General features: G+C 70.9%; 17 protein-coding genes. 10 read left to right on the top strand and 7 right to left on the bottom strand.

Annotated elements, in window-relative coordinates; translation table 11 throughout:
• Window positions 1-6 precede the first annotated feature (6 nt).
• On the top strand, window positions 7-1,299 hold the full coding sequence (moeA, locus tag AACH10_RS09570) for a molybdopterin molybdotransferase MoeA (RefSeq protein WP_341410161.1): 1,293 nt from the start codon (window positions 7-9) through the stop codon (window positions 1,297-1,299).
• 39 nt (window positions 1,300-1,338) lie between these two features.
• Here moeA and hemW read toward each other — a convergent pair whose 3' ends face one another.
• From hemW to AACH10_RS09545, 5 genes are read right to left on the bottom strand one after another with little or no spacing between them, the layout of a single operon-like run.
• The gene (gene hemW / locus AACH10_RS09565; RefSeq protein ID WP_341410160.1) at window positions 1,339-2,559 is read right to left on the bottom strand and encodes a radical SAM family heme chaperone HemW; all 1,221 of its coding nucleotides are present in this window, start codon (window positions 2,557-2,559) and stop codon (window positions 1,339-1,341) included.
• Between the two features lies 1 nt (window position 2,560).
• Window positions 2,561-3,196 carry a non-canonical purine NTP pyrophosphatase gene (locus AACH10_RS09560; RefSeq protein ID WP_341410159.1) on the bottom strand — a complete coding sequence of 212 codons (636 nt, stop codon included), beginning with the start codon at window positions 3,194-3,196 and terminating at the stop codon, window positions 2,561-2,563.
• A 19-nt stretch (window positions 3,197-3,215) separates the two neighbouring features.
• Window positions 3,216-3,944 carry a ribonuclease PH gene (gene rph / locus AACH10_RS09555; RefSeq protein ID WP_341410158.1) on the bottom strand — a complete coding sequence of 243 codons (729 nt, stop codon included), beginning with the start codon at window positions 3,942-3,944 and terminating at the stop codon, window positions 3,216-3,218.
• A gap of 17 nt (window positions 3,945-3,961) precedes the next feature.
• On the bottom strand, window positions 3,962-4,894 hold the full coding sequence (locus AACH10_RS09550) for a PP2C family protein-serine/threonine phosphatase (protein WP_341410157.1): 933 nt from the start codon (window positions 4,892-4,894) through the stop codon (window positions 3,962-3,964).
• Window positions 4,891-5,859 carry a serine/threonine protein kinase gene (locus AACH10_RS09545; protein WP_341410156.1) on the bottom strand — a complete coding sequence of 323 codons (969 nt, stop codon included), beginning with the start codon at window positions 5,857-5,859 and terminating at the stop codon, window positions 4,891-4,893. The genes AACH10_RS09550 and AACH10_RS09545 overlap by 4 nt, the downstream gene beginning before the upstream one ends.
• Window positions 5,860-5,889: 30 nt before the next feature.
• Between AACH10_RS09545 and AACH10_RS09540 the strand changes: the two genes are divergently transcribed.
• The 4 genes from AACH10_RS09540 to AACH10_RS09525 all read left to right on the top strand — a co-directional run bounded on the left by AACH10_RS09540 (window position 5,890) and on the right by AACH10_RS09525 (window position 10,116).
• The gene (locus tag AACH10_RS09540; protein ID WP_341410155.1) at window positions 5,890-6,801 is read left to right on the top strand and encodes a YicC/YloC family endoribonuclease; all 912 of its coding nucleotides are present in this window, start codon (window positions 5,890-5,892) and stop codon (window positions 6,799-6,801) included.
• A 14-nt stretch (window positions 6,802-6,815) separates the two neighbouring features.
• Window positions 6,816-7,442, top strand: coding sequence for a guanylate kinase (gmk, locus tag AACH10_RS09535; RefSeq protein ID WP_341410154.1), 627 nt, complete (start codon window positions 6,816-6,818; stop codon window positions 7,440-7,442).
• A gap of 50 nt (window positions 7,443-7,492) precedes the next feature.
• Window positions 7,493-7,696: a DNA-directed RNA polymerase subunit omega gene (rpoZ, locus tag AACH10_RS09530; RefSeq protein ID WP_341410153.1), complete on the top strand. Its 204-nt coding sequence runs from the start codon at window positions 7,493-7,495 to the stop codon at window positions 7,694-7,696.
• A 125-nt stretch (window positions 7,697-7,821) separates the two neighbouring features.
• Window positions 7,822-10,116, top strand: coding sequence for a RelA/SpoT family protein (locus AACH10_RS09525; protein WP_341410152.1), 2,295 nt, complete (start codon window positions 7,822-7,824; stop codon window positions 10,114-10,116).
• 230 nt (window positions 10,117-10,346) lie between these two features.
• Here the strand turns inward: AACH10_RS09525 and greB are convergent, their stop codons facing one another.
• Both greB and AACH10_RS09515 read right to left on the bottom strand, forming a co-directional pair.
• Entirely contained in the window at window positions 10,347-10,919 is a 573-nt protein-coding gene (gene greB, locus AACH10_RS09520) for a transcription elongation factor GreB (protein WP_341410151.1), read from the bottom strand.
• The gene (locus tag AACH10_RS09515) at window positions 10,916-11,971 is read right to left on the bottom strand and encodes an AraC family transcriptional regulator (protein WP_341410150.1); all 1,056 of its coding nucleotides are present in this window, start codon (window positions 11,969-11,971) and stop codon (window positions 10,916-10,918) included. Before AACH10_RS09515 ends, greB begins: the two co-directional genes overlap by 4 nt.
• 131 nt (window positions 11,972-12,102) lie before the next feature.
• On the opposite strand from AACH10_RS09515, the gene icmF reads away from it, so the two are divergent.
• The 5 genes from icmF (at window position 12,103) to AACH10_RS09490 (ending at window position 20,563) form a co-directional block, all read left to right on the top strand.
• Window positions 12,103-15,399, top strand: coding sequence for a fused isobutyryl-CoA mutase/GTPase IcmF (gene icmF, locus AACH10_RS09510; RefSeq protein WP_341410149.1), 3,297 nt, complete (start codon window positions 12,103-12,105; stop codon window positions 15,397-15,399).
• A gap of 143 nt (window positions 15,400-15,542) precedes the next feature.
• A complete protein-coding gene (locus tag AACH10_RS09505) occupies window positions 15,543-16,328 on the top strand; it encodes a type IV pili methyl-accepting chemotaxis transducer N-terminal domain-containing protein (protein WP_341410148.1) in 786 nt (261 codons plus the stop codon).
• 142 nt (window positions 16,329-16,470) lie between these two features.
• Window positions 16,471-17,979 carry a histidine kinase gene (locus AACH10_RS09500; protein WP_341410147.1) on the top strand — a complete coding sequence of 503 codons (1,509 nt, stop codon included), beginning with the start codon at window positions 16,471-16,473 and terminating at the stop codon, window positions 17,977-17,979.
• Window positions 17,976-18,605 carry a response regulator transcription factor gene (locus AACH10_RS09495; protein ID WP_341410146.1) on the top strand — a complete coding sequence of 210 codons (630 nt, stop codon included), beginning with the start codon at window positions 17,976-17,978 and terminating at the stop codon, window positions 18,603-18,605. Before AACH10_RS09500 ends, AACH10_RS09495 begins: the two co-directional genes overlap by 4 nt.
• A 104-nt stretch (window positions 18,606-18,709) precedes the next feature.
• On the top strand, window positions 18,710-20,563 hold the full coding sequence (locus AACH10_RS09490; RefSeq protein WP_341410145.1) for a tetratricopeptide repeat-containing diguanylate cyclase: 1,854 nt from the start codon (window positions 18,710-18,712) through the stop codon (window positions 20,561-20,563).
• Window positions 20,564-20,592: the final 29 nt, after the last annotated feature.

The following is a 20,592-nucleotide window of genomic DNA, read 5'->3' as shown; positions in this document are numbered from 1 at the left end:
CCGTCCATGAGCGCCCACACCCCTTCCCTGGCCGAGATCGCCTCCTGCGTCTCGGGCTACGACCCCAATGCCCTGCCGGTGGCGCAGGCGCAGGACTTCATCCGCCGCCTGGTGCCGCGCGTGCAGGCCGTGGAGAGCCTGGCCATCCGCGCCGCGCTGGGCCGTGTGCTGGCGCGCGACATCGTGTCGCCGATCGACGTGCCGGCGCACGACAACTCGGCGATGGACGGCTTTGCGCTGCGCGGCAGCGAACTGGCGGCAGATGCGGACGGCCTGTTCACCGTGGCGGGCACCGGCCTGGCCGGCGCGCAGTTCGACGGCGCCGTGCCCGCCGGCCACTGCGTGCGCATCATGACCGGCGCGGTGATGCCCGCCGGCCTCGACACGGTCGTGCCGCAGGAGTTCACCCGCACCGAGGCCGATGGCCGCATCCGCGTGCCGGCTGGCGTGGTGAAGACCGGCGACAACCGCCGCCTGCGTGGCGAGGATCTGCAGCGCGGCACGCCGGCGCTGGCGGCCGGCCGCATCCTCAGCCCGGCCGATCTGGGCCTGCTGGCTTCACTCGGCCAAGCCGAGGTGCCCGTGCTGCGCCGCCTGCGCGTGGCCTTCTTCTCCACCGGCGACGAACTGCGCTCGATCGGCGAGCCGCTGGACGAAGGCTGTGTCTACGACAGCAACCGCTACACGATCTACGGCATGCTGCAGCGCCTGGGCGTGGAGGTGCTCGATCTGGGCGTGGTGCGCGACGAGCCCGCCGCGCTGGAGGCCGCGTTCCGCCAGGCCGCGGCCAGCGCCGATGCGGTGATCACCTCGGGCGGCGTCAGCGTCGGCGAGGCCGACTACACCAAGCAGATCATGCGGCAGCTGGGCGAAGTGCTGTTCTGGAAGATCGCGATGCGGCCCGGGCGGCCGATGGCGATCGGTCGGATCGGTGAGCCCGGCCATGAAGCCATCCTGTTCGGCCTGCCCGGCAACCCGGTGGCCGTGATGGTCACGTTCTACGCCTTCGTGCGCGATGCGCTGCTGGCGATGAGCGGCGCCACGCCGGCCCCGCTGCCGATGCTGCGCGCCCAGTGCGAGACGCCGCTGCGCAAGAAGCCCGGCCGCACCGAGTACCAGCGCGGCATCGTCAGCGTGGGCGCCGACGGCCGCCTCACCGTGCGCATCACCGGCAGCCAGGGCTCGGGCATCCTGCGCAGCATGAGCGAGGCCAATGGCATGGTGGTGCTGCACCACGCGCAGGGCAACGTGGCCGCAGGCGATGCCGTCGACGTGCTGCCCTTCCAGGGCTTGATCTAGCGAGCGCCACCGGCCTCGCGTGACCGCGAGGCCCGGGCCTCATGCCGCCAGGAAGAGCTCCTGCAGGTCCGACAGGAAGTCGAAGCCCCGCGCCGTGGGGCGCACGCGCTCGGCGCCCTCTTCCACCAGGCGCTCCACCAGGCCCTTGGCCTCGGCCTCGGCCAGCGGCTTGGCAATGGCGCTGGGCGGCAGCCCGGTGCGGGCCAGGAAGTCGGCCATCGCGAAACCGTCCTTCAGCCGCAGCGCGTTGAGCATGAACTCGAAGGGCAGCTGGGCGCGTGCCACTTCCTCGTCGTTGCTCATGGCCTGGCCAGCCAGCGCGTGGTCCATGTAGGCGCGCGGCTCGCGCCAGCGCACCTGGCGGATCACGCGGTGCGGGTAGCTCAGCTTGCCGTGCGCGCCGGCGCCGATGCCGAGGTAGTCACCGAACTGCCAGTAGTTCAGGTTGTGGCGGCAGCGGTGGCGCTCGCGCGCGAAGGCGCTGACCTCATAACGACCCAGGCCCGCGGCACCGGTGCGCGCAACGATCAGGTCCAGCATCTCGCTGGCCAGGTCGTCGTCGGGCAGGCCCGTGGGCGGCTGGTTGGCAAAGCGCGTGTTGGGCTCGATGGTGAGGTGGTAGACCGACAGGTGCGGCGGCTGGAAGGCCAGCGCGGTGTCGAGATCCGCCTGCAGCTGCGTCAGCGTCTGGCCCGGCAGCGCATACATCAGGTCGAGGTTGAAGGTGTCGAAGGCGGCGGCCGCCTCGGCCACCGCAGCGCGGGCCTGGGCGCCATCGTGCACGCGGCCCAGCTGCTTCAACATGCCGTCGTCGAAGCTCTGCACGCCGATCGACAGGCGCGTGACACCTGCGGCGCGAAAGGCCTTGAAGCGCTCACGCTCGAAACTGCCGGGGTTGGCCTCCAGCGTGATCTCGCAGCCCGGCTCCAGCGGCAGGCGCGCGCGGATGTCGGCCAGCAGCCGGGCGATGCCGTCGGGCGAGAACAGGCTGGGTGTGCCGCCGCCGATGAACACGCTGATCACCGGCCGGCCCCAGACCTGCGGCAGCGCGGCTTCCAGGTCGGCCACCAGCGCATCCAGGTAGCGCTGCTCGGGCAGGCCGCCGTCGGCGATCTCGGGCCGGGCATGGCTGTTGAAGTCGCAGTACGGACACTTGGCGATGCACCAGGGCAGATGCACGTACAGCGACAGCGGCGGCGAGCCCTCCAGGCGCAGCGTGCCGGGACGCAGGTAGCGCGAGACGATGTCGGGGGTGGTCACGTCAGCTCAGGTGCCACACGTTCACCAGCATCTCGCGCAGCAGGGCCGCGGAGCGCGCGCGGTGGCTGTGCGCGTTCTTGGTGTCGGCGTCCAGTTCGGCCACCGTGACATTCAGCGCCGGGATGAACATCAGCGGGTCGTAGCCGAAACCTTGGCTGCCACGCGGCGCGACCAGCACCTCGCCGGGCCAGCGGCCCACGGCCACCAGCGGCTCGGGGTCGTCGGCATGGCGCACAGCCACCAGCGTGCTGATGAAGTGGCCGCGGCGGTCGGCCGCACCGTCCAGCGCCGCCAGCAGCGCGGCGTTGTTCACCGCATCCTGGCGGCGGCGGCGCGCCTCACGGTCCTCGCCGTCGATCACCGCCACCTCGCCGCCGTAGTGCGCCGAGATCACGCCGGGCGCGCCACCCAGCGCGCCCACGCACAGGCCCGAGTCGTCGGCGATGGCCGCACCGCCGGATGCGCGCGCGGCGTGCCGCGCCTTGGCCAGCGCGTTCTCGATGAAGGTGTGGTGCGGCTCCTCGGCCTCGGCGATGCCCAGCTCGCCCTGGGCCACGATGCTCAGTGGCAGGCCGCCGAGCAGCGCACGCAGCTCGGACAGCTTCTTCGCGTTGTTGGAGGCCAGCACCAGGCGCATCACGCTCTCCTGCCGACGCTCAGAGGCCGAGCGCCGTGCGCTGCAGTTGCACCAGCTCGCCGATGCCGCCGGCCGCCAGCGCCAGCAGACGGTCCATCTCGGCGCGGGTGAACGGCGCGCCTTCGGCCGTGCCCTGCACCTCGACGAAGCCGCCCGAGCCGGTCATCACCACGTTCATGTCGGTGTCGCAGGCCGAGTCTTCTTCGTACGGCAGATCGAGCACCGGCAGGCCCTGCACGATGCCCACGCTGATGGCGGCCACCGCGTCCTTGATCGGGCTTTGCGCAATCTTGCCCTGGGCCAGCAGCCAGCTCACCGCGTCGTGCGCAGCCACCCAGGCGCCGGTGATGGCCGCCGTGCGCGTGCCGCCATCGGCCTGCAGCACGTCGCAGTCGATCAGGATGCTGCGCTCACCCAGCGTCTTCAGGTCGAACACCGCGCGCAGGCTGCGGCCGATCAGGCGCTGGATCTCCTGCGTGCGGCCGCTCTGCTTGCCCTTGGCCGCTTCGCGGTCGCCGCGGGTGTGGGTGGCGCGCGGCAGCATGCCGTACTCGGCGGTCACCCAGCCTTCGCCGCTGCCACGCTTGTGCGGCGGCACCTTCTCTTCCACCGAGGCGGTGCACAGCACCTGGGTGAGGCCGAAGCTGACCAGCACCGAACCCTCGGCATGGCAGGTGAACTGGCGCTGGATGCGCACCGGGCGCAAGGCATCGGCCGCGCGGCCGTCGGCGCGCTGGAAATCGGTCATCGGGAATCCCCTCGGGGTCAGGAACGTTTCAGGGACGAGCGCCGGATGGCCTCGTTGATCTCGCGGATCGAGCGGTCGATCTCGGCCTCGTCCATCTCGGCCGGCACCTCGCCGGGAGCCAGGCTGGCTTGGATGGTGGAGGCGAACACCTCCTCGCCGAGTGCGCGGGTGGACACGGCCGCGGTGGTGGCGGTGTCCTCGGCGCCTTCCCAGTCGACCGCCAGCACGGTGACGTTGTCGCTGCGGGCGCCGGCCTTGCGCAGCGCGCGCTCGGCCAGTTCGGGCACGGCATCCGAGATGGGCCGCTCGCCCAGCACCTCGGTGATCATTGGGTCGCTGACGCTGCTCCACAGCCCGTCGCTGCACAGCATCAGCTTGTCACCCGGCTGCAGCAGCAGCGGGCCGGCGGTGTCGACCACCGGCTTGCCGGGGCTGCCCAGGCAGGTGAACAGCACGTTGCGGTTGAATTGGTGCGGATTGGGCACCACGCCGGCCTGGGCGCCGGCCTGGGTCATGGCTTCCTGCAGTTCGGTGTAGCTGTGGTCGCGGGTGCGCGCCACCAGCTTGTCGCCGCGCACCAGGTACAGGCGCGAATCGCCGCAATGCGCCCAGTAGGCGGCCTGGCCCTGCAGCACGCAGGCCACGATGGTGCTGCGCGGCGTGTCGAGCAGGCCGCGGTCGGTGGCGTAGCGCAGCAGCGCATGGTGACCGGCCAGGATGGCGTCGTGCAGGAAGCGTAGCGGATCCTTCAGCGTGGGCTTGGCATCGCGCTGGAACATGGCCGACAGCGTCTGCAGCGCCAGTTGCGAAGCCACCTCGCCCTCGGGGTGGCCGCCCATGCCGTCGGCCAGGGCGAACAGCCCCGCATGCCGCGTGTAGCAGTAGCCCATGCGGTCTTCGTTCTTGGCGCGGCCGCCCTTGCGGCTGACCTGGTAGACCGAGAACCTCACGGCTTGGCTCCTGTCTTGAGGCTCTCGATCTGCAGCTTCAGCCGCTCACTGAAGCTCAGCTTGGTGTAGCGGCGCTCGGTCTCGCGCGCCAGCTCCTTTTGCAGCGCGAACACGCTTTGCGGCCGGCTCAAGGGGTCGAGCGACATGCACCACTCGGTCACCTCGATCAGGTTGTCGGAGTACACGTTGCGCAAACGCGAAAGGCTCAGCGCCAGGCGGTCCTTCTCGATGCGCTGCGGCGCGTCATTCGGCGGGTAGCCCTGCATGCAGGCGTAGATGCAGGCACCGATCGCATAGATGTCGGTCCACGGGCCCAGGCTGCCATCGCGGCGGTACATCTCGGGCGCAGCGAAGCCCGGCGTGTACATCGGCCGGATGAAGTTGCCCTCTTTGCTGAGCACCTCGCGCGCGGCGCCGAAGTCCAGCATCACCGCCTTGTTGTCGTTGGTGATGAAGATGTTGGCCGGCTTGATGTCCAAGTGCAGCATCTTGTGCTGGTGCACGATGCGCAGGCCGCGCAGGATCTCGTCGAACAGGCTGCGGATGGTGCTCTCGCGAAACACCTTGTCACGCTTCAAGTCGCGTGCGGTGACGATGAAATCCTGCAGCGTGTCGCCCTGCAGGTAGTTCATCACCATGTAGACGGTCTCGTTCTCGCGGAAGAAGTTCAGCACCGAGACCACGCTCGGGTGGCTGATCTGCGCGAGGCTGCGGCCTTCCTCGAAGAAGCTCTTCAGGCCAAGGCGGTACAGCGGCTGCTTCTCGGGCTTGACCCGCGGTGTCAGTTCGCCGGCGGCGCGCTCGGCCAGCGAGGCCGGCAGGTATTCCTTCACCGCCACCGGGCGGCGCTCGGCGTCTTCGGCCAGGTAGACCACACCGAAACCACCGGCCGCCAGCTTCTTGACGATCGTGTAGCCGCCGACCACGGTGCCTTGGGGCAACGGGGCGGGTTTCGGCTTCGACATAATCGCGGTTTTTCCAGGGAACGGACGGCGATGGCAGTCTACAGCATGACCGGTTTTGCCAGCGCCTCGCCGGGTGCGGGCACCGAGGGCGCGAATGCCGGTGCGCCGGGTGGCAACGTGACGGTGGAACTGCGCTCGGTCAACAGCCGCTTCCTGGACCTTGCGTTCCGCATGCCGGACGAGTTGCGCGGCCTGGAGCCGGCACTGCGCGAGGCCATCGGCGCGGCCTTCCGCCGCGGCAAGATCGAGGTGCGCGTGGCCACCGGGCGTGACACCGAAGGCGCCTGGCCCCAGCCCCAGCACGACCAGCTCAACCGCCTGGCGCGGCTGGAGGCCAGCGTCACCGCCTGGCTGCCACAGGCTCGGCCGCTCAGCGTCAACGAGGCCTTGAACTGGTGCCGCCAGGGCGGCAACACCGAACGCCTGGACGAGGCCGCGCTGGCGGCGGCCCGCACCGCCATCGCCGGCCTGCGCGAGGCGCGGGCCCGCGAGGGCGATCGCCTGGTGGCCATCCTGGCCGAGCGCATCGCCCGGCTGCGCGAACTGGCCAACCAGGCCGCGCCGCTGGTGCCGGCCGTGGTGCAGCGCCAGCAGCAGCGCTTTCTGGAGCGCTGGAACGAGGCCCTGTCCACCGCCGGCGCCGGCAGCAGCCTCACCGCTGAGGCGCTGCAGGAGCGCGCGCTGAACGAGGCCGCCGCCTTCGCCATCCGCATCGACGTGGCCGAGGAACTGTCGCGCCTGAACGCCCACCTCGACGAGATCAGCCGCCTGCTGAAGGCCGGCGGCGAACTCGGCAAGCGCCTGGACTTCCTGATCCAGGAACTGCACCGCGAGGCCAACACGCTGGGTTCGAAGTCGGCGGCGCTGGAGCTGTCGAACATCTCGGTGGAGATGAAGGTGGCCATCGAGCAGATGCGCGAGCAGGTGCAGAACATCGAGTGAGCGAAAATCCGCCGATGCACGCTGACGCCCCCGGAAACCTGTTCGTCGTCGCCGCGCCCAGCGGCGCCGGCAAGTCCAGCCTCGTCAAGGCCCTGCTCGAGCTCGATTCGCACCTGGCGGTCTCGGTCTCGCACACCACGCGCAAGCCGCGTGGCCAGGAGCAGAACGGCCGCGAGTACTGGTTCGTCGAGATGGCCGAATTCCGCCGCATGGTGGACGACGGGGACTTCATCGAATGGGCCGAGGTGCACGGCAACTGCTACGGCACCTCGCGCCGCGCCGTCGAGGCCCGCCTGGCCCAGGGCGAGGACGTGGTGCTGGAGATCGACTACCAGGGCGCGCTGCAGATCAAGAAGCTGTTCGCCCATGCGGTGCTGATCTTCATCCTGCCGCCCAGCTGGGAAGAACTGCGCCAGCGCCTGCACCGCCGCGGCGAGGACCAGCCCGATGTCATCGTCCAGCGCATGGAAAACGCCCGCCACGAGGTGGACCAGGCCCGGCATTTCGACTTCGTTATAATCAACGGTTTGTTCGAGACGGCGCTTTTCGACCTGAAAACCGTTGTCCACTCGCAGCGGCTGCGCTACGCGGCCCAGTTGCGCAACAAGTCCGCCGTGTTTTCCGCGCTCGGTCTGGTCTGAACCACCGGCACCGCGCCCAATCAACCCCTTCCAAGGCAACCAGACTTCCCATGGCCCGCATCACCGTCGAAGACTGCCTGCAAAAAGTGCCCAACCGCTTCCAGCTCGTGCTGACCGCCACCTACCGTGCGCGCATGCTGAGCCAGGGCCACGCCCCCAAGATCGACAGCAAGAACAAGCCCAGCGTGACCGCGCTGCGCGAAGTGGCCGCCGGCGAGGTGGGCACCGAGATGCTGCGCCGCGTGCCGCTGTAAGCCAGCGCCGCACCGCGACTGTCAGGGCGCCTTCGGGCGCCCTTTTCGTTGGTGGCCGCATGCCGCCACCGTGGCCATCGGTTTTCGCGCGCTTGCCGCTGCGCAAAGCAGGCTAAATTCGGGCCATGGGCATCCGATCCTTCGCCGCCGAACTGTTGCTGCCGGCCTCGCTGCAGCCGCGCGCCAAGACGCCGGCGGCCGCAGGCCAGGAACCCAAGGTCGATCCGGCCTCGTTCGCCGCGCTGTCCGATCACCTGCACTACCTGGGCAAGGCCGAGGTCAAGCAGATCCGCGAGGCCTACAAGTTCGCCGACGAGGCGCACCTGGGCCAGTTCCGCGCCTCGGGCGAGCCCTACATCACGCACCCGATCGCGGTGGCCGGCCTGGTGGCCGACTGGCGGCTCGATGCCCAGGCGGTGATGGCCGCGCTGATGCACGACGCCATGGAGGACTGCGGCGTCACCAAGATCGAGCTGATCCAGCGCTTCGGCGCACCCACCGCCGAACTGGTGGACGGCCTGACCAAGCTCGACAAGCTGCAGTTCTCCACGCGCGAGGAAAGCCAGGCCGAAAGCTTCCGCAAGATGCTGCTGGCGATGGCACGCGACGTGCGCGTCATCCTGATCAAGCTGGCCGACCGCCTGCACAACATGCGCACCATGGCGGCCATGGCGCCGGCCAAGCGCATGCGCATCGCGCAGGAGACGCTGGACATCTACGCGCCCATCGCCCACCGGCTGGGCCTGAACATGATCTACCGCGAGCTGCAGGAGCGCTCGTTCGAGTTCCTGCACCCCTGGCGCCACGCCGCGCTGGCCAAGGCGCTGCAGCGCGCGCGCGGCCACCGGCGCGACATCGTCGAGCGCGTGCGCGGCGAGGTGGAGAAGTCCTTCGGCGCGGCCAAGCTCAAGGTGCAGGTGTCTGGCCGCGAGAAGACGGTCTACAGCATCTACCGCAAGATGCGCGAGAAGCATGCCGGCTTCGCCCAAGTCAGCGACATCTTCGGCTTTCGCATCGTCGTGCCGCAGACGATGGACTGCTACCTGGCACTCGGCACGCTGCACCAGCTGTACAAACCGGTGCCGGGGCGCTTCAAGGACTACATCGCCATCCCCAAGGCCAACGGCTACCAGAGCCTGCACACCACGCTCGTCAGCCCGCTGGGTACGGCGGTGGAGTTCCAGATCCGCACCGAGCAGATGCACGCGGTGGCCGAGAGCGGCATCGCCGCGCACTGGCTGTACAAGCAGAAGGACAAGGGCGGCGCCGGCAGCCCGGCCGACGCCCAGCGCCTGGGCGCCATGTGGCTCAAGAGCCTGCTCGACATCCAGGACGAGACGCGCGACGCCAGCGAGTTCCTCGAGCACGTGAAGATCGACCTGGTGCCCGACGCGGTCTACGTGTTCACGCCCAAGAGCAAGATCCTGGCGCTGCCGCGCGGCGCCTCGGCCGTCGACTTCGCCTACGCCATCCACTCCGACGTGGGCGACCACACGGTGGCGGCCAAGGTCAACGGCGAGCCGGTGGCGCTGCGCACCGAGTTGAAGAGCGGCGACGTGGTCGAGGTCATCACCGCGCCCGGCGCCCGGCCCAACCCCAGCTGGCTGAACTTCGTGCGCACCGGGCGGGCGCGCTCCAAGATCCGCCACTTCCTGAAGACCATGGAGCAGGAGGAGTCGCGCGCGCTGGGCGAGAAACTGCTGGCCCAGGCGCTGCGTGGCGAGGGCATGGTGCTGCCCTCGGGCGAGCTCGACGACATGACGGCACAGGCCCTGTGGGCGCAGCTGGCACGCTGGAGCGGCAACCGCGGCCGCGCCGACCTGCTGGTGGACATCGGCCTGGGCAAGAAGATCGCCACCATCGTGGCCAAGCGTCTGGCGCAGCTGATGACCGAGCAGGGCCGGCGCCCGGATGCCGTGACGCTGACGATGAACCGCTTCCGCGCCGCGGAAGAAGCCGTGCCGGCACTGCACGGCGTGGTGATCGACGGCAGCGAGGGCGCCTCGGTGCAGCTGGCGGCCTGCTGCCGGCCGATCCCCGGCGACGAGATCCGCGGCTACCTGGGCCGCGGCGAGGGCCTGGTGGTGCACACCGCCGAGTGCTCGGTGGGCAAGCGCCTGGCCGAACGCGACCCCGAGCGCTGGATGGCCGTGGAATGGGCCGAGCAGCCGGTGAAGAACTTCGAGACCTCGGTCAAGCTGCTGCTGCGCAATGGCAAGGGCGCGCTGGCCCAGGTGGCGCAAGCCATCAGCAGCGCCGAGGCCGACATCAGCCACATCGACATGGACAACGAGCCGCAGTCCGAGGCGGTGGAGCTGCGCCTGCTGCTGGCCGTGCGCGACCGCCAGCACCTGGCCGATGTGCTGCGCACGCTCAAGCGCGCGCCGCCGGTGCTGCGCGCCAGCCGGCTCAAATCCTGAAAGCGCGTTAAGGCCGGGGCCGCGAGGCACAGATCGCAGCCGAAGTTTGGTGATTTATTACCCGGCCGACTCGCCAATCTGGAGGAAGACAGGACGTCCAGCTTTCCCTACATTGACGTCAGACCGTTCACACGGCATCTGCTCAGGGAAACAGCGCCAGCGGCGCCCGCACTGCACCCGCAGTCGGGCGCCGCGTGGTTTCTGGGGCCGGGTGACGGCCCATGCTGTGCTCAGGCGCGGTCGCCAGGCGCCGGATAGACCACGGCGATCACCTCCAGCGTCTCCACGCCGCCGGGCGTCTGCAGCCTCACTTCGTCGCCCTCGCGGCTCTTGATCAACGCGCGGGCAATCGGCGCGATCCAGCTCACCTCGCCGGCCAGTGCATCGGCCTCGTCGATGCCCTTGATGGTGATCGTGCGCTCGTCGCCGCGGCTGTTGGCGTAGGTGACGGTGGCGCCGAAGAACACCTGGTCGCTGCCGTGGTGGGCGCTGGGGTCGGCCACCTCGGCGATGTCCAGCCGCTTGGTCAGGAAGCGGATGCGGCGGTCGATCTCGCGCAGGCGCTTCTTGCCGTACAGGTAGTCGCCGTTCTCGCTGCGGTCGCCGTTCTTGGCCGCCCACGACACGGTTTCCACCATCTTGGGCCGCTCGTCGTCGATCAGGTGCAGCAGTTCGGCGCGCAGGCGCTGGTAGCCCTGCGGCGTCATGTAGTTCTTGGTGCCGGGGGGCAGCGGCGGCAGGCCACCGCCCTCGCCGTCCTCGTCGTCGTCGCCCGCGGGCTCCTTGGTGAAGGCCTTGCTCATGCCGGCATGCTACCCACGGCGGCCTCACCCGTGCCCGCGGCGGCCCGCCACGCGCCCGGCGCCTGGCCAGTCCACTTGCGGAAGGCGCGGTAGAAGGTGCTGGCGTCCTCGAAGCCCAGGCGCGCGGCGATCTCGTCCACCGTCAGCCGGCCCTCGGCCAGGTGCTGCAGCGCCAGCTCCCGGCGCACGGCGTCCTTCAACTGCTGCCAGGTGGCGCCTTCGTCGGCCAGGCGGCGGCGCAGCGTGGCCGGGCTCAGGCCCAGGCTGCCAGCCAGCGTGTCCAGCGTGGGCGCCGGCTCGGCGCGGGCCAGGGCCTCGCGGCACTGGCGGCGTACGCGGTCGCTCCAGCCGCTGGCGGCCACCTGCTTCAGGAACACGCTCTGCGGCGCATCGCGCAAGAAGGCCTTCAGCGCCGTGGCATCCACCTGCACCACCGCCTGCAGGGCACGCGCATCGAAGCTCATCGCCGTGGACAGCGCGTCAAAGTGCAGCAGCGGCGAGAACATGCGGCGGTACTCGTCGGCGTGGGCCGGCCTGGGATGGGCCCAGTCCAGGCGCGACAGCGGCACGCGCCGGCCGGCCAGCCAGCACACCAGGCCGTGCAGCATCACCAGCAGCGTCTCCTCGGCGAACAGGCGCGCCTCGGGCGGCTGGATGCGGTTGTCGATCAGCACCGTGGCCTGGCCGCCCGACACGCGCAGCGTGGCGGCGATGTCGTCGAAAAACAGGTTGAAGCCGCGCAGCGCCATGCGCAGTGCACGGTCCAGCGTGGCCTGGCCCGCCAGCGCGTGGCACAGCATGGCAAAAGCGCCCACCTTCATGCGCCGGGCGTCGAGGCCGAAGTACTCGTCGTCGATCTGCCGGGCGATGGCCATCCACAGCCGGGCGAAGGCGGCCGCCGGCACGCGGCCGTCGGGCCGGGCCAGCAGTGCGGGGTCGATCTGCGCCTCCTGCAAAGCGGCGGCCGCCACGGCCGGGGCCAGGCGCTGCACCGCGCCCCGCACGAAGGCGATCGACACGGTGGTGTTGGTGGCAGGTGCGGCGGCAGCCATGACGGGCTGCATTGTGGCAAAACGCGTCAGGACCGTGATCATTGCCGCCATCGCGGCGCCGGGCGCCCCGCCCTAGACTCGCCGTCGGGCGGTGCCCTGCCCTCACACACCGACGATTCCAGGAGACCCGCATGACCGACCTGTCCGCCGAGTACCAGTCGCTGGCCAACTACCGCCCGGCGCACAAGGTGCGCTTCGTCACCGCCGCCAGCCTGTTCGACGGCCACGACGCGGCCATCAACATCATGCGGCGCATACTGCAGGGCATGGGCGCCGAGGTCATCCACCTGGGCCACAACCGCTCGGTGGACGAGGTGGTCACCGCCGCGCTGCAGGAGGACGTGCAGGGCATCGCGGTCAGCAGCTACCAGGGCGGCCACAACGAGTACTTCGCCTACATGGTCGACCTGCTGCGCGCGCGCGGCGGTGAGCACATCCAGGTCTTCGGCGGCGGCGGCGGCGTGATCGTGCCGGCCGAGATCCGCGCGCTGGCCGAGCGCGGCGTGCGCATCTACAGCCCCGAGGACGGCCAGCGCATGGGCCTGGCCGGCATGATCGGCGAGATGGTGATGCGCTGCGACAAGAGCCTGTCCAGCCACGCGCCCACGACGCTGGCGGCCATCCAGGGCCACACCGAGGCCCACTGGCGCGCGCTGGCCCAGCTGATCACCGCACTGGAGAACGGCGATGCCGATCCGGCGCTGGTGGCCGAGTTGCACGCCCAGGCCAAGACCCGCACCGCACCGGTGCTGGGCATCACCGGCACCGGCGGCGCCGGCAAGAGCAGCCTGACCGACGAGCTGATCCGCCGGCTGCGCCTGGACCAGAACGATGCGCTGCGCGTGGCCGTGATCAGCATCGACCCGAGCCGGCGCAAGAGCGGCGGCGCGCTGCTGGGCGACCGCATCCGCATGAACGCGATCTCGCCGTGGCGCGACGGCGCCCGCATCTACATGCGCTCACTCGCCACGCGCGACACCGGTAGCGAGGTGAGCAAGTCGCTGCCCGACGTGATCGCCGCGGCCAAGGTGGCGGGCTTCGACCTGGTGATCGTCGAGACCTCGGGCATCGGCCAGGGCGACGCCGCCATCGTGCCGCTGGTGGACGTGCCGATGTACGTGATGACGCCCGAGTTCGGCGCCGCCAGCCAGCTCGAGAAGATCGACATGCTGGACTTCGCCGAGTTCGTGGCCATCAACAAGTTCGACCGCAAGGGTGCGGCCGATGCGCTGCGCGACGTGGCCAAGCAGGTGCAGCGCAACCGCGAGGCCTTCACCGTGCCGGCCGAGCAGATGCCGGTCTACGGCACCATGGCCAGCCGCTTCAACGACGACGGTGTCACCGCGCTGTACCAGGCGCTGCGCGACCGCCTGGTGGCCAAGGGCCTGCAGCTGCCCGTGCCCGAGGGCCGCCTGCCGCGCGTGGCCACGCGCCACAGCACGCACCAGACCCCCGTGGTGCCGGCCGCGCGGGTGCGCTACCTGGCCGACATCGCCGACACCGTGCGCGGCTACAAGGCCCGCGCGCGCCAGCAGGCCACCCTCGCCCGCGAGATCCAGCAGCTGCGCGCCACCGCCGACATGCTGCACGCCGACGATCCCACGCGCGACGGCGCCAAGAACACCGTGCTGCGCCTGGCCGACGCGCGCGCCACCCGCTTGGCGCCCGATGCGGCCAAGCTGCTGGCGCAGTGGCCCGAGATGGTCAAGGCCTACGGCGGCGACGAGTACGTGGTGAAGATCCGCGACAAGGAGATCCGCACCGGCCTGGTCCACACCACGCTCAGCGGCAACAAGGTGCGCAAGGTCTACCTGCCGCCCTACGAAGACCACGGCGAGCTGCTGAAGTGGCTGATGCTGGACAACGTGCCGGGCAGCTTCCCGTACACGGCCGGCGTGTTCGCGTTCAAGCGCGAGAACGAGGACCCGACCCGCATGTTCGCCGGCGAGGGCGACGCCTTCCGCACCAACCGGCGCTTCAAGCTGGTGAGCGAGGGCATGCCGGCCAAGCGCCTGTCCACCGCCTTCGATTCGGTCACGCTGTACGGCAACGACCCCGACCGCCGGCCCGACATCTACGGCAAGGTGGGCAACTCGGGCGTCAGCATCGCCACGCTGGATGATTTGAAGGTGCTGTACTCGGGCTTCGACCTGTGCCACCCGGCCACCAGCGTCAGCATGACGATCAACGGCCCGGCGCCCAGCATCCTGGCGATGTTCATGAACGCGGCGATCGACCAGCAGATCGAGAAGTTCAGCGCCGACAACGGCCGCGCGCCCACCGACACCGAGATCGAGAAGATCCGCGAATGGGCGCTGGCCAATGTGCGCGGCACGGTGCAGGCCGACATCCTGAAGGAAGACCAGGGCCAGAACACCTGCATCTTCAGCACCGAGTTCAGCCTGAAGGTGATGGGCGACATCGCCGAGTACTTCGTGCACCACAACGTGCGCAACTTCTACTCGGTGAGCATCTCGGGCTACCACATTGCCGAGGCCGGGGCCAATCCGATCTCGCAGCTGGCCTTCACGCTCTCCAACGGCTTCACCTTCGTGGAGGCGTACCTGGCGCGCGGCATGCACATCGATGACTTCGCGCCCAACCTCAGCTTCTTCTTCAGCAACGGCATGGACCCCGAGTACACCGTGCTGGGCCGCGTGGCGCGCCGCATCTGGGCCGTGGCCATGCGCGACCGCTATGGCGCCAACGAACGCAGCCAGAAGCTGAAGTACCACATCCAGACCAGCGGCCGCAGCCTGCATGCCCAGGAGATCCAGTTCAACGACATCCGCACCACGCTGCAGGCGCTGATCGCGATCTACGACAACTGCAACAGCCTGCACACCAACGCCTTCGACGAGGCCATCACCACGCCCACCGAAGACAGCGTGCGCCGCGCCATGGCCATCCAGCTGATCATCAACCGCGAGTGGGGCCTGGCCAAGAACGAGAACCCCAGCCAGGGCGCCTTCGTCATCGACGAACTCACCGAGCTGGTGGAAGAGGCCGTGCTGGCCGAATTCGAGAAGATCGCCGAGCGTGGCGGCGTGCTGGGCGCGATGGAGACCGGCTACCAGCGCAGCAAGATCCAGGAAGAGAGCATGCACTACGAGATGCTCAAGCACACCGGCGAGTACCCCATCATCGGCGTCAACACCTTCCGCAACCCGCATGGCGACCCGGTGCCCGAGAGCATCGAGCTGGCCCGCAGCACCGAGGAAGAAAAGCAAAGCCAGCTCACCCGTCTGGCCGACTTCCATGCCCGCCACGCCGCCGAGGCACCGGCCATGCTGCAGCGCCTGCAGCAGGCGGTGATCGACAACGGCAACGTGTTCAACGTGCTGATGGAGGCCGTGCGCTGCTGCAGCCTGGGCCAGATCACCAACGCGCTGTTCGAGGTGGGCGGGCAGTACCGCCGCAGCATGTGATGGCCGGCGGCGCGCCGACATAACACTCAAGCATCACGGACAGACGCCGACAACCCTTGTGAACCACCCCGCGCGGCCGCGCCATCGGCCGCGCGGGCACGTCGCTTGCTAAACCTGCGACATTTGTCACATGGAGTGTGATCGTGAGCATCGATCGGCGTGGCGTGCTGCTGGCCGGCCTGGGCTGCACGCCCCTGGCGCGGGCCCAGGGCCTGGATGTCAACGAGGCCATCAACAAGGCCGGCCGCCAGCGCATGCTGTCGCAGCGCATGAGCAAGGCCTACCTGGCGCTGGCCCAGGGCGTGGAGGTCGATTCGGCCCGCCGCGCACTGGAGCGTTCGCAGGCACTGTTCGTGCGCCAACTCGATGAGCTGCGTGGCTTCTTCCCGGCGCCCGAGTTCGCCGAGACCTTCCGCGGCCTGGACGCCGCCTGGGCCGACTACCGCCAGGCCCTGACCGCCGCCGCGCCCTCGGTGGCCGGTGCCGGCCAGGTGGTGGCGCGCGATGCCCGGGTGCTGCAGCTCGCGCACCAGTGCACCGTGCAGGCGCAGCAGGTGTCGGGCAAGCCGCTGGGCCGGCTGATCAACGTGTCGGGCCGCCAGCGCATGCTCAGCCAGCGCATGGCCAAGCTGTACCTGGCCGCCGGCCTGGGCATCGCCACCGGCGCCGCGCCCACCGAGCTGCAACAGGCACGCACCGAATTCATCGCCGCGATGAAGGAACTGCGCGCCGCGCCCGAATCCACCCGCCGCATCCACGACGAGCTGCAGCTGGCCGACGCGCAGTGGCTGTACTTCGACCGCGCGCTGGCCCGGCTGGAGCCTGGCAAGCCCGATGCCCGTGCGTCGTCGGACGTGTTCGTCACCAGCGAGAACCTGCTGACCGTGATGGAGAAGGTCACCGGCCTGTACGGCGCCGTGATCGCCTGAGCCACGGCCCGGCCGGGGCACCGGCGCCGCGCCCGATGCCGCCGCACGGGCAGCTTGCCCGGCCGCGTGGCGCGGGGCGCGGCGGACTGCGGCATCGGCGCGGCATGGGGCAAGATGCCGGCGCCCTGCCCGCCACGCCCCGATGACCGATCCGCTGGCCTCCGACCCGCCCCCGCCAGAGCCCGCCGCAAGTCCCGCCACCGCGGCTGCGGTGGCCCCGGCGCTGAACCTGCCCCGCACGCTGCTGCGCCGCTGGCTGCTGTTGGTGGCCGTGCTGGTGCTGCTGCTGGCCGGCTGGGAAGGCTGGCGCCTGCGCCGCGACGCGCTGGACACCCTGCCCGCCACCGCCCGCCTGGCCACGCGCCTGGTGCTCCACACGCTGTCGCGCAGCACCAACCCCTTCGACCGCGAGCCGCTGCCCGCCGTCAGCCTGGACGGCCTGGCCGAGCTGGAGCAGCGTGTGCCGCTGTGCGTGCAGGTGATCGACCTGCAGCGCCGTGCCCAGCCGCAGCGCTGCGGCGCCGCCAGCCCGCCGTCGCCGCTGGGCCAGCGCCTGGGCGCGCTGCTGCAGCCACACGACTTGGCGCGCGCGCGGCTGGAGATGTCGCTGCTGCTGCCCGACGGCATCCGCGTCGGGGTGCTCGAGGTGGGGGTGTACTGGGCCAGCGTGGGCGAGGCCTGGCTGCAGCGCATCGTCACCTGGCTGGGCCTGGGTGCGGTGCTGGCGGCGCTGGTGGCGGCCGTGGTGCTGCCGGTCGAGCGCGCGCTCAAGCCCACGCGCCGCATCCTGGCCGCGCTGGCGCAGCTGGAGGCGGGTGATCTGGCGGTGCGCCTGCCGGTGCCACGCCTGCGCGAGCTGCGCGACATCGCCGAGCGTTTCAACCGCCTGGCCGAGCGCTGGCAATCGGTGCTGGCCGAGCAGCGCCGCCTGGCCGCGCGCCTGCTCGACACGCGCGAGGAAGAGCGCCGCAACCTCGCCCGCGAGCTGCATGACGAGATGGGCCAGAGCCTCACCGCCCTGCGCGCCGAGGCGGCGGTGGTGGGCATGCTGGCCGGCCGCGCCCAGGCCAACGGCCTGAAGGACGGCGCCGCGCGCATCGCCGAACTGGGCGCGCAACTGCTCGACGGCCTGCAAGGCGTGCTGCAGGCGCTGCGGCCCACGGCGCTGGACCGCTTCGGCCTGGCCGCCGCGCTGCAGGGGCTGGTGGCCCAGCCGCGGCGCCGCACCGATGGCCTGCCGCTGCGCTGCACGCTGGCGCTGCCCGAGGCGGCAGCCGCCGCCGACCCGCTGGCCGCCGTGCCCGCCGCGATGGCCGTGCATGTCTACCGCATCGTGCAGGAAGGCCTGACCAATGCCGCACGCCACGGCCAGGCCCAGCGCGCCCAGGTCAGTCTGCAGGTGCGGCCTGCCGGGCCGCCGGACGGCTTGCCGGTGCTGCTGATCGAGGTGGTGGACGACGGCCGCGGCCCCGGTCCGGCCGGTCCCACGCCCGGCCACGGCCTGCTGGGCATGCACGAGCGGGTGCAGGCCCTGGCCGGCGCGCTAGCCCTGGATCTGCCGGCCGCCGGCGGCATGCGCCTGGCCGTGCGCCTGCCGCTGCCGGCCACCGCGCCCCCGCGCCCCACCCCCGACGAAAGGAGCAACGCATGATCGAAGTGATGCTGGTCGACGACCATGCCGTGGTGCGCGAAGGCTACCGCCGCATGCTGCAGACCGAGGACGACCTGCGCGTGGTGGCCGAGGCCGCCGACGCCACCGAGGCGCTGAACCTGTGGCGCCAGCTCAAGCCCCAGGTGATGGTCATCGACCTGGCCCTGCCCGGCATGGGCGGGCTGGAGCTGATCACCCGGCTGCGCCAGCGCGACCCGCAGTGCCGCTGCCTGGCCTTCAGCATGCACCGCGATCCGCTGTGGGCCACGCAGGCGCTGAAGGCCGGCGCGCTGGGCTATGTCACCAAGAGCAGCGACCCCGCGCTGCTGGTGCACGCGGTGCGCGAGGTGGCGGCGCAGCGCCGCATCATCAGCCCCGACCTGGCCGGCGAGGTGGCGGCCCGCCTGCTGGACGAGGCCGGCGGCGCCGCCCAGGGCCTGACCCCGCGCGAGCTGGAGGTGCTGCGCCTGCTGCTGGCGGGCACCAGCGCGCAGCAGATCGCCGAGGCCCTGCACCTGAGCGTCAAGACGGTGCACAACCTGCACTACCAGGTGAAGGCCAAGTTCGGCACCAGCAGCGACTTCGAGCTGGCGCGCATGGCCTGGCGCGAAGGCTGGACCGACTGACCGCACCCGGCCGCCGCCGCAGCCGCAGCTGCCGCAGCCGCCGCAACCGCCTGGGGGAAGCCGGGGCTTGCCGGCGCAGGGCACACCGACCTGATAATGGGCGGATGCCGCCTTTGCCGTCGACGGCCCACCCCTCTGCCACCCTGCGCCAGGCCCGGCGCGCGTGGTCGATGCTGCTGGGCGACTCGGCACGCGCCTTCGCGGCGGCCAACCGCGCCCTCGACCGCGCCAGCCAGGACGGCGACCGCCGTGCCGAGGCCTGGGCCCGTCTGACCCGCGGCCTGCACCTGCACTACTACGGCACGCTGGCCGACTCCGAGCACGAGCTGCGCCAGGCCGTGGACGCCTTCGCCGCGCTGGCCGAACGGCCGGGCGTGATCCTGGCCACCGCCGGCCTGGCGCGCACGCTGTGGCGCGCCGGCCAGTTCCGCGCCGCCATCGACCTGGTGCTGCCGGTGCGCGACGAGGGCCTGCAGCTGCTGCGCCACCATGACCGCGCCGTGCTGCTGAACACCATCGGCGGCTGCTATGCCTCGCTGGGCCAGAGCGAGCAGGCCATCGCCTACATGCACGAGGCCCTGCGCGACGCCAGCCCGCGCAGCGGCAACGGCTTCGATGCCGTGCTGCACTGCAACCTGGCCAACGAGCTGACCCAGCTGGGCGATTGCGACCAGGCGCTGCGCCATGCCAACCAGGGCCTGCTGCGCTGCGAGGGCATGCGCAACCCCTTCGTGCGCTGCGCCCTGCTGATCAACCGCATCATCATCCTCACCGACATGGGCCGGCCGACCGAGGCGCTGCCCGACATCGCCGCGGTGCTGGCCATGCCCACCGACGCCACCGGCCGCGGCCGCAATGCGCTGCACTTCGAGCCGCTGGCCATCGCCGCGCTGTCGGCCGGCGACCACGACCTGGGCGCCCGGCTGGTGCAGCGCATGCTGGCCGAGCCGGCGCCGCTCCTGCCCGACGAGCGGCTGGAGCGCGGCGTGGCGCTGGCCATGCTGGCCTGGATGCAGGGCCGGCTGAACCAGGCACGCGAGCACCTGGCCGGGCTGCGCGCGCTGGCCGACGATGACACGGTCGAAGGCCTGAGCCTGCGCATCCGCTGCCAGTACTTCCAGAAGGCCTCGTCGCTGCATGCCGAGTGCGGCGACACCGCGGCCGCGCTGGCCGACCTGCGCCGCTGGCAGGTGCTGCACCAGCGCCAGGACGAGCAGGCGCACCGCGCGCACTACCGCTCGGCCGTGCTGCAGACCGAGATGCTGCGCCTGACCCACCGGCTGCAGGACAGCCAGGCCAAGCGCCGCCTCACCGAGCGCTCGCGCGCCAAGCTGGCCGAGATCAACGAGCAGCTGGCCCAGCGCATCGCCGAGGTGCAGCAGCTGCAGGAGGCGCTGCGCCAGCAGGCCATCGTCGACGCGCTGACCGGCCTGTACAACCGACGCCACCTCAACGAGGTGCTGCCGGCCATGCTGGCGGCGGCGCAGCGCGCCAGCGTGCCGCTGGCGGTGGTGATCATCGACCTCGACCATTTCAAGCAGGTCAACGACCGCCATGGCCACCAGGTGGGCGATGCGCTGCTGGCGCAATTCGGCCGCCTGCTGGGCAGCAGCCTGCGGCGCAGCGACCTGGCCTGCCGCTACGGGGGCGAGGAGTTCTGCCTGCTGCTGCCGCGCTCGACCGCTGCATCGGCCCAGCGCAAGGCGCAGGCCTTGCTGCGCCGCTGGCGCCAGGCGACGCTGGCGGTGGACGGCCACCCGCTGCAGAGGCTGAGCTTCTCTGCCGGCGTGGCCGACAGTGCCGCGCCGGGCTGTGCCGGTGCGGGTGAGTCGCGCGCCGAGGGCGCCGGTGTCGAGGCCTTGCTGCAGGCTGCCGACCAGGCCCTGCTGCGCGCCAAATCGGCCGGCCGCAACCGCGTGCTGCTGGCCGGCTGCCCCTCGCTCGGGCTGGCGGCCTGAGCCCCGCGCGGGCGGGCCGGACTCCGCTG

The organism is Pseudaquabacterium inlustre (genome assembly GCF_038066595.1).
GTDB classification, from domain to species: Bacteria; Pseudomonadota; Gammaproteobacteria; order Burkholderiales; family Burkholderiaceae_C; genus Pseudaquabacterium; species Pseudaquabacterium inlustre.
The sequence above is the reverse complement of the archived record's forward strand: the minus strand, read 5'-3'. Positions and strand labels throughout refer to the sequence as shown.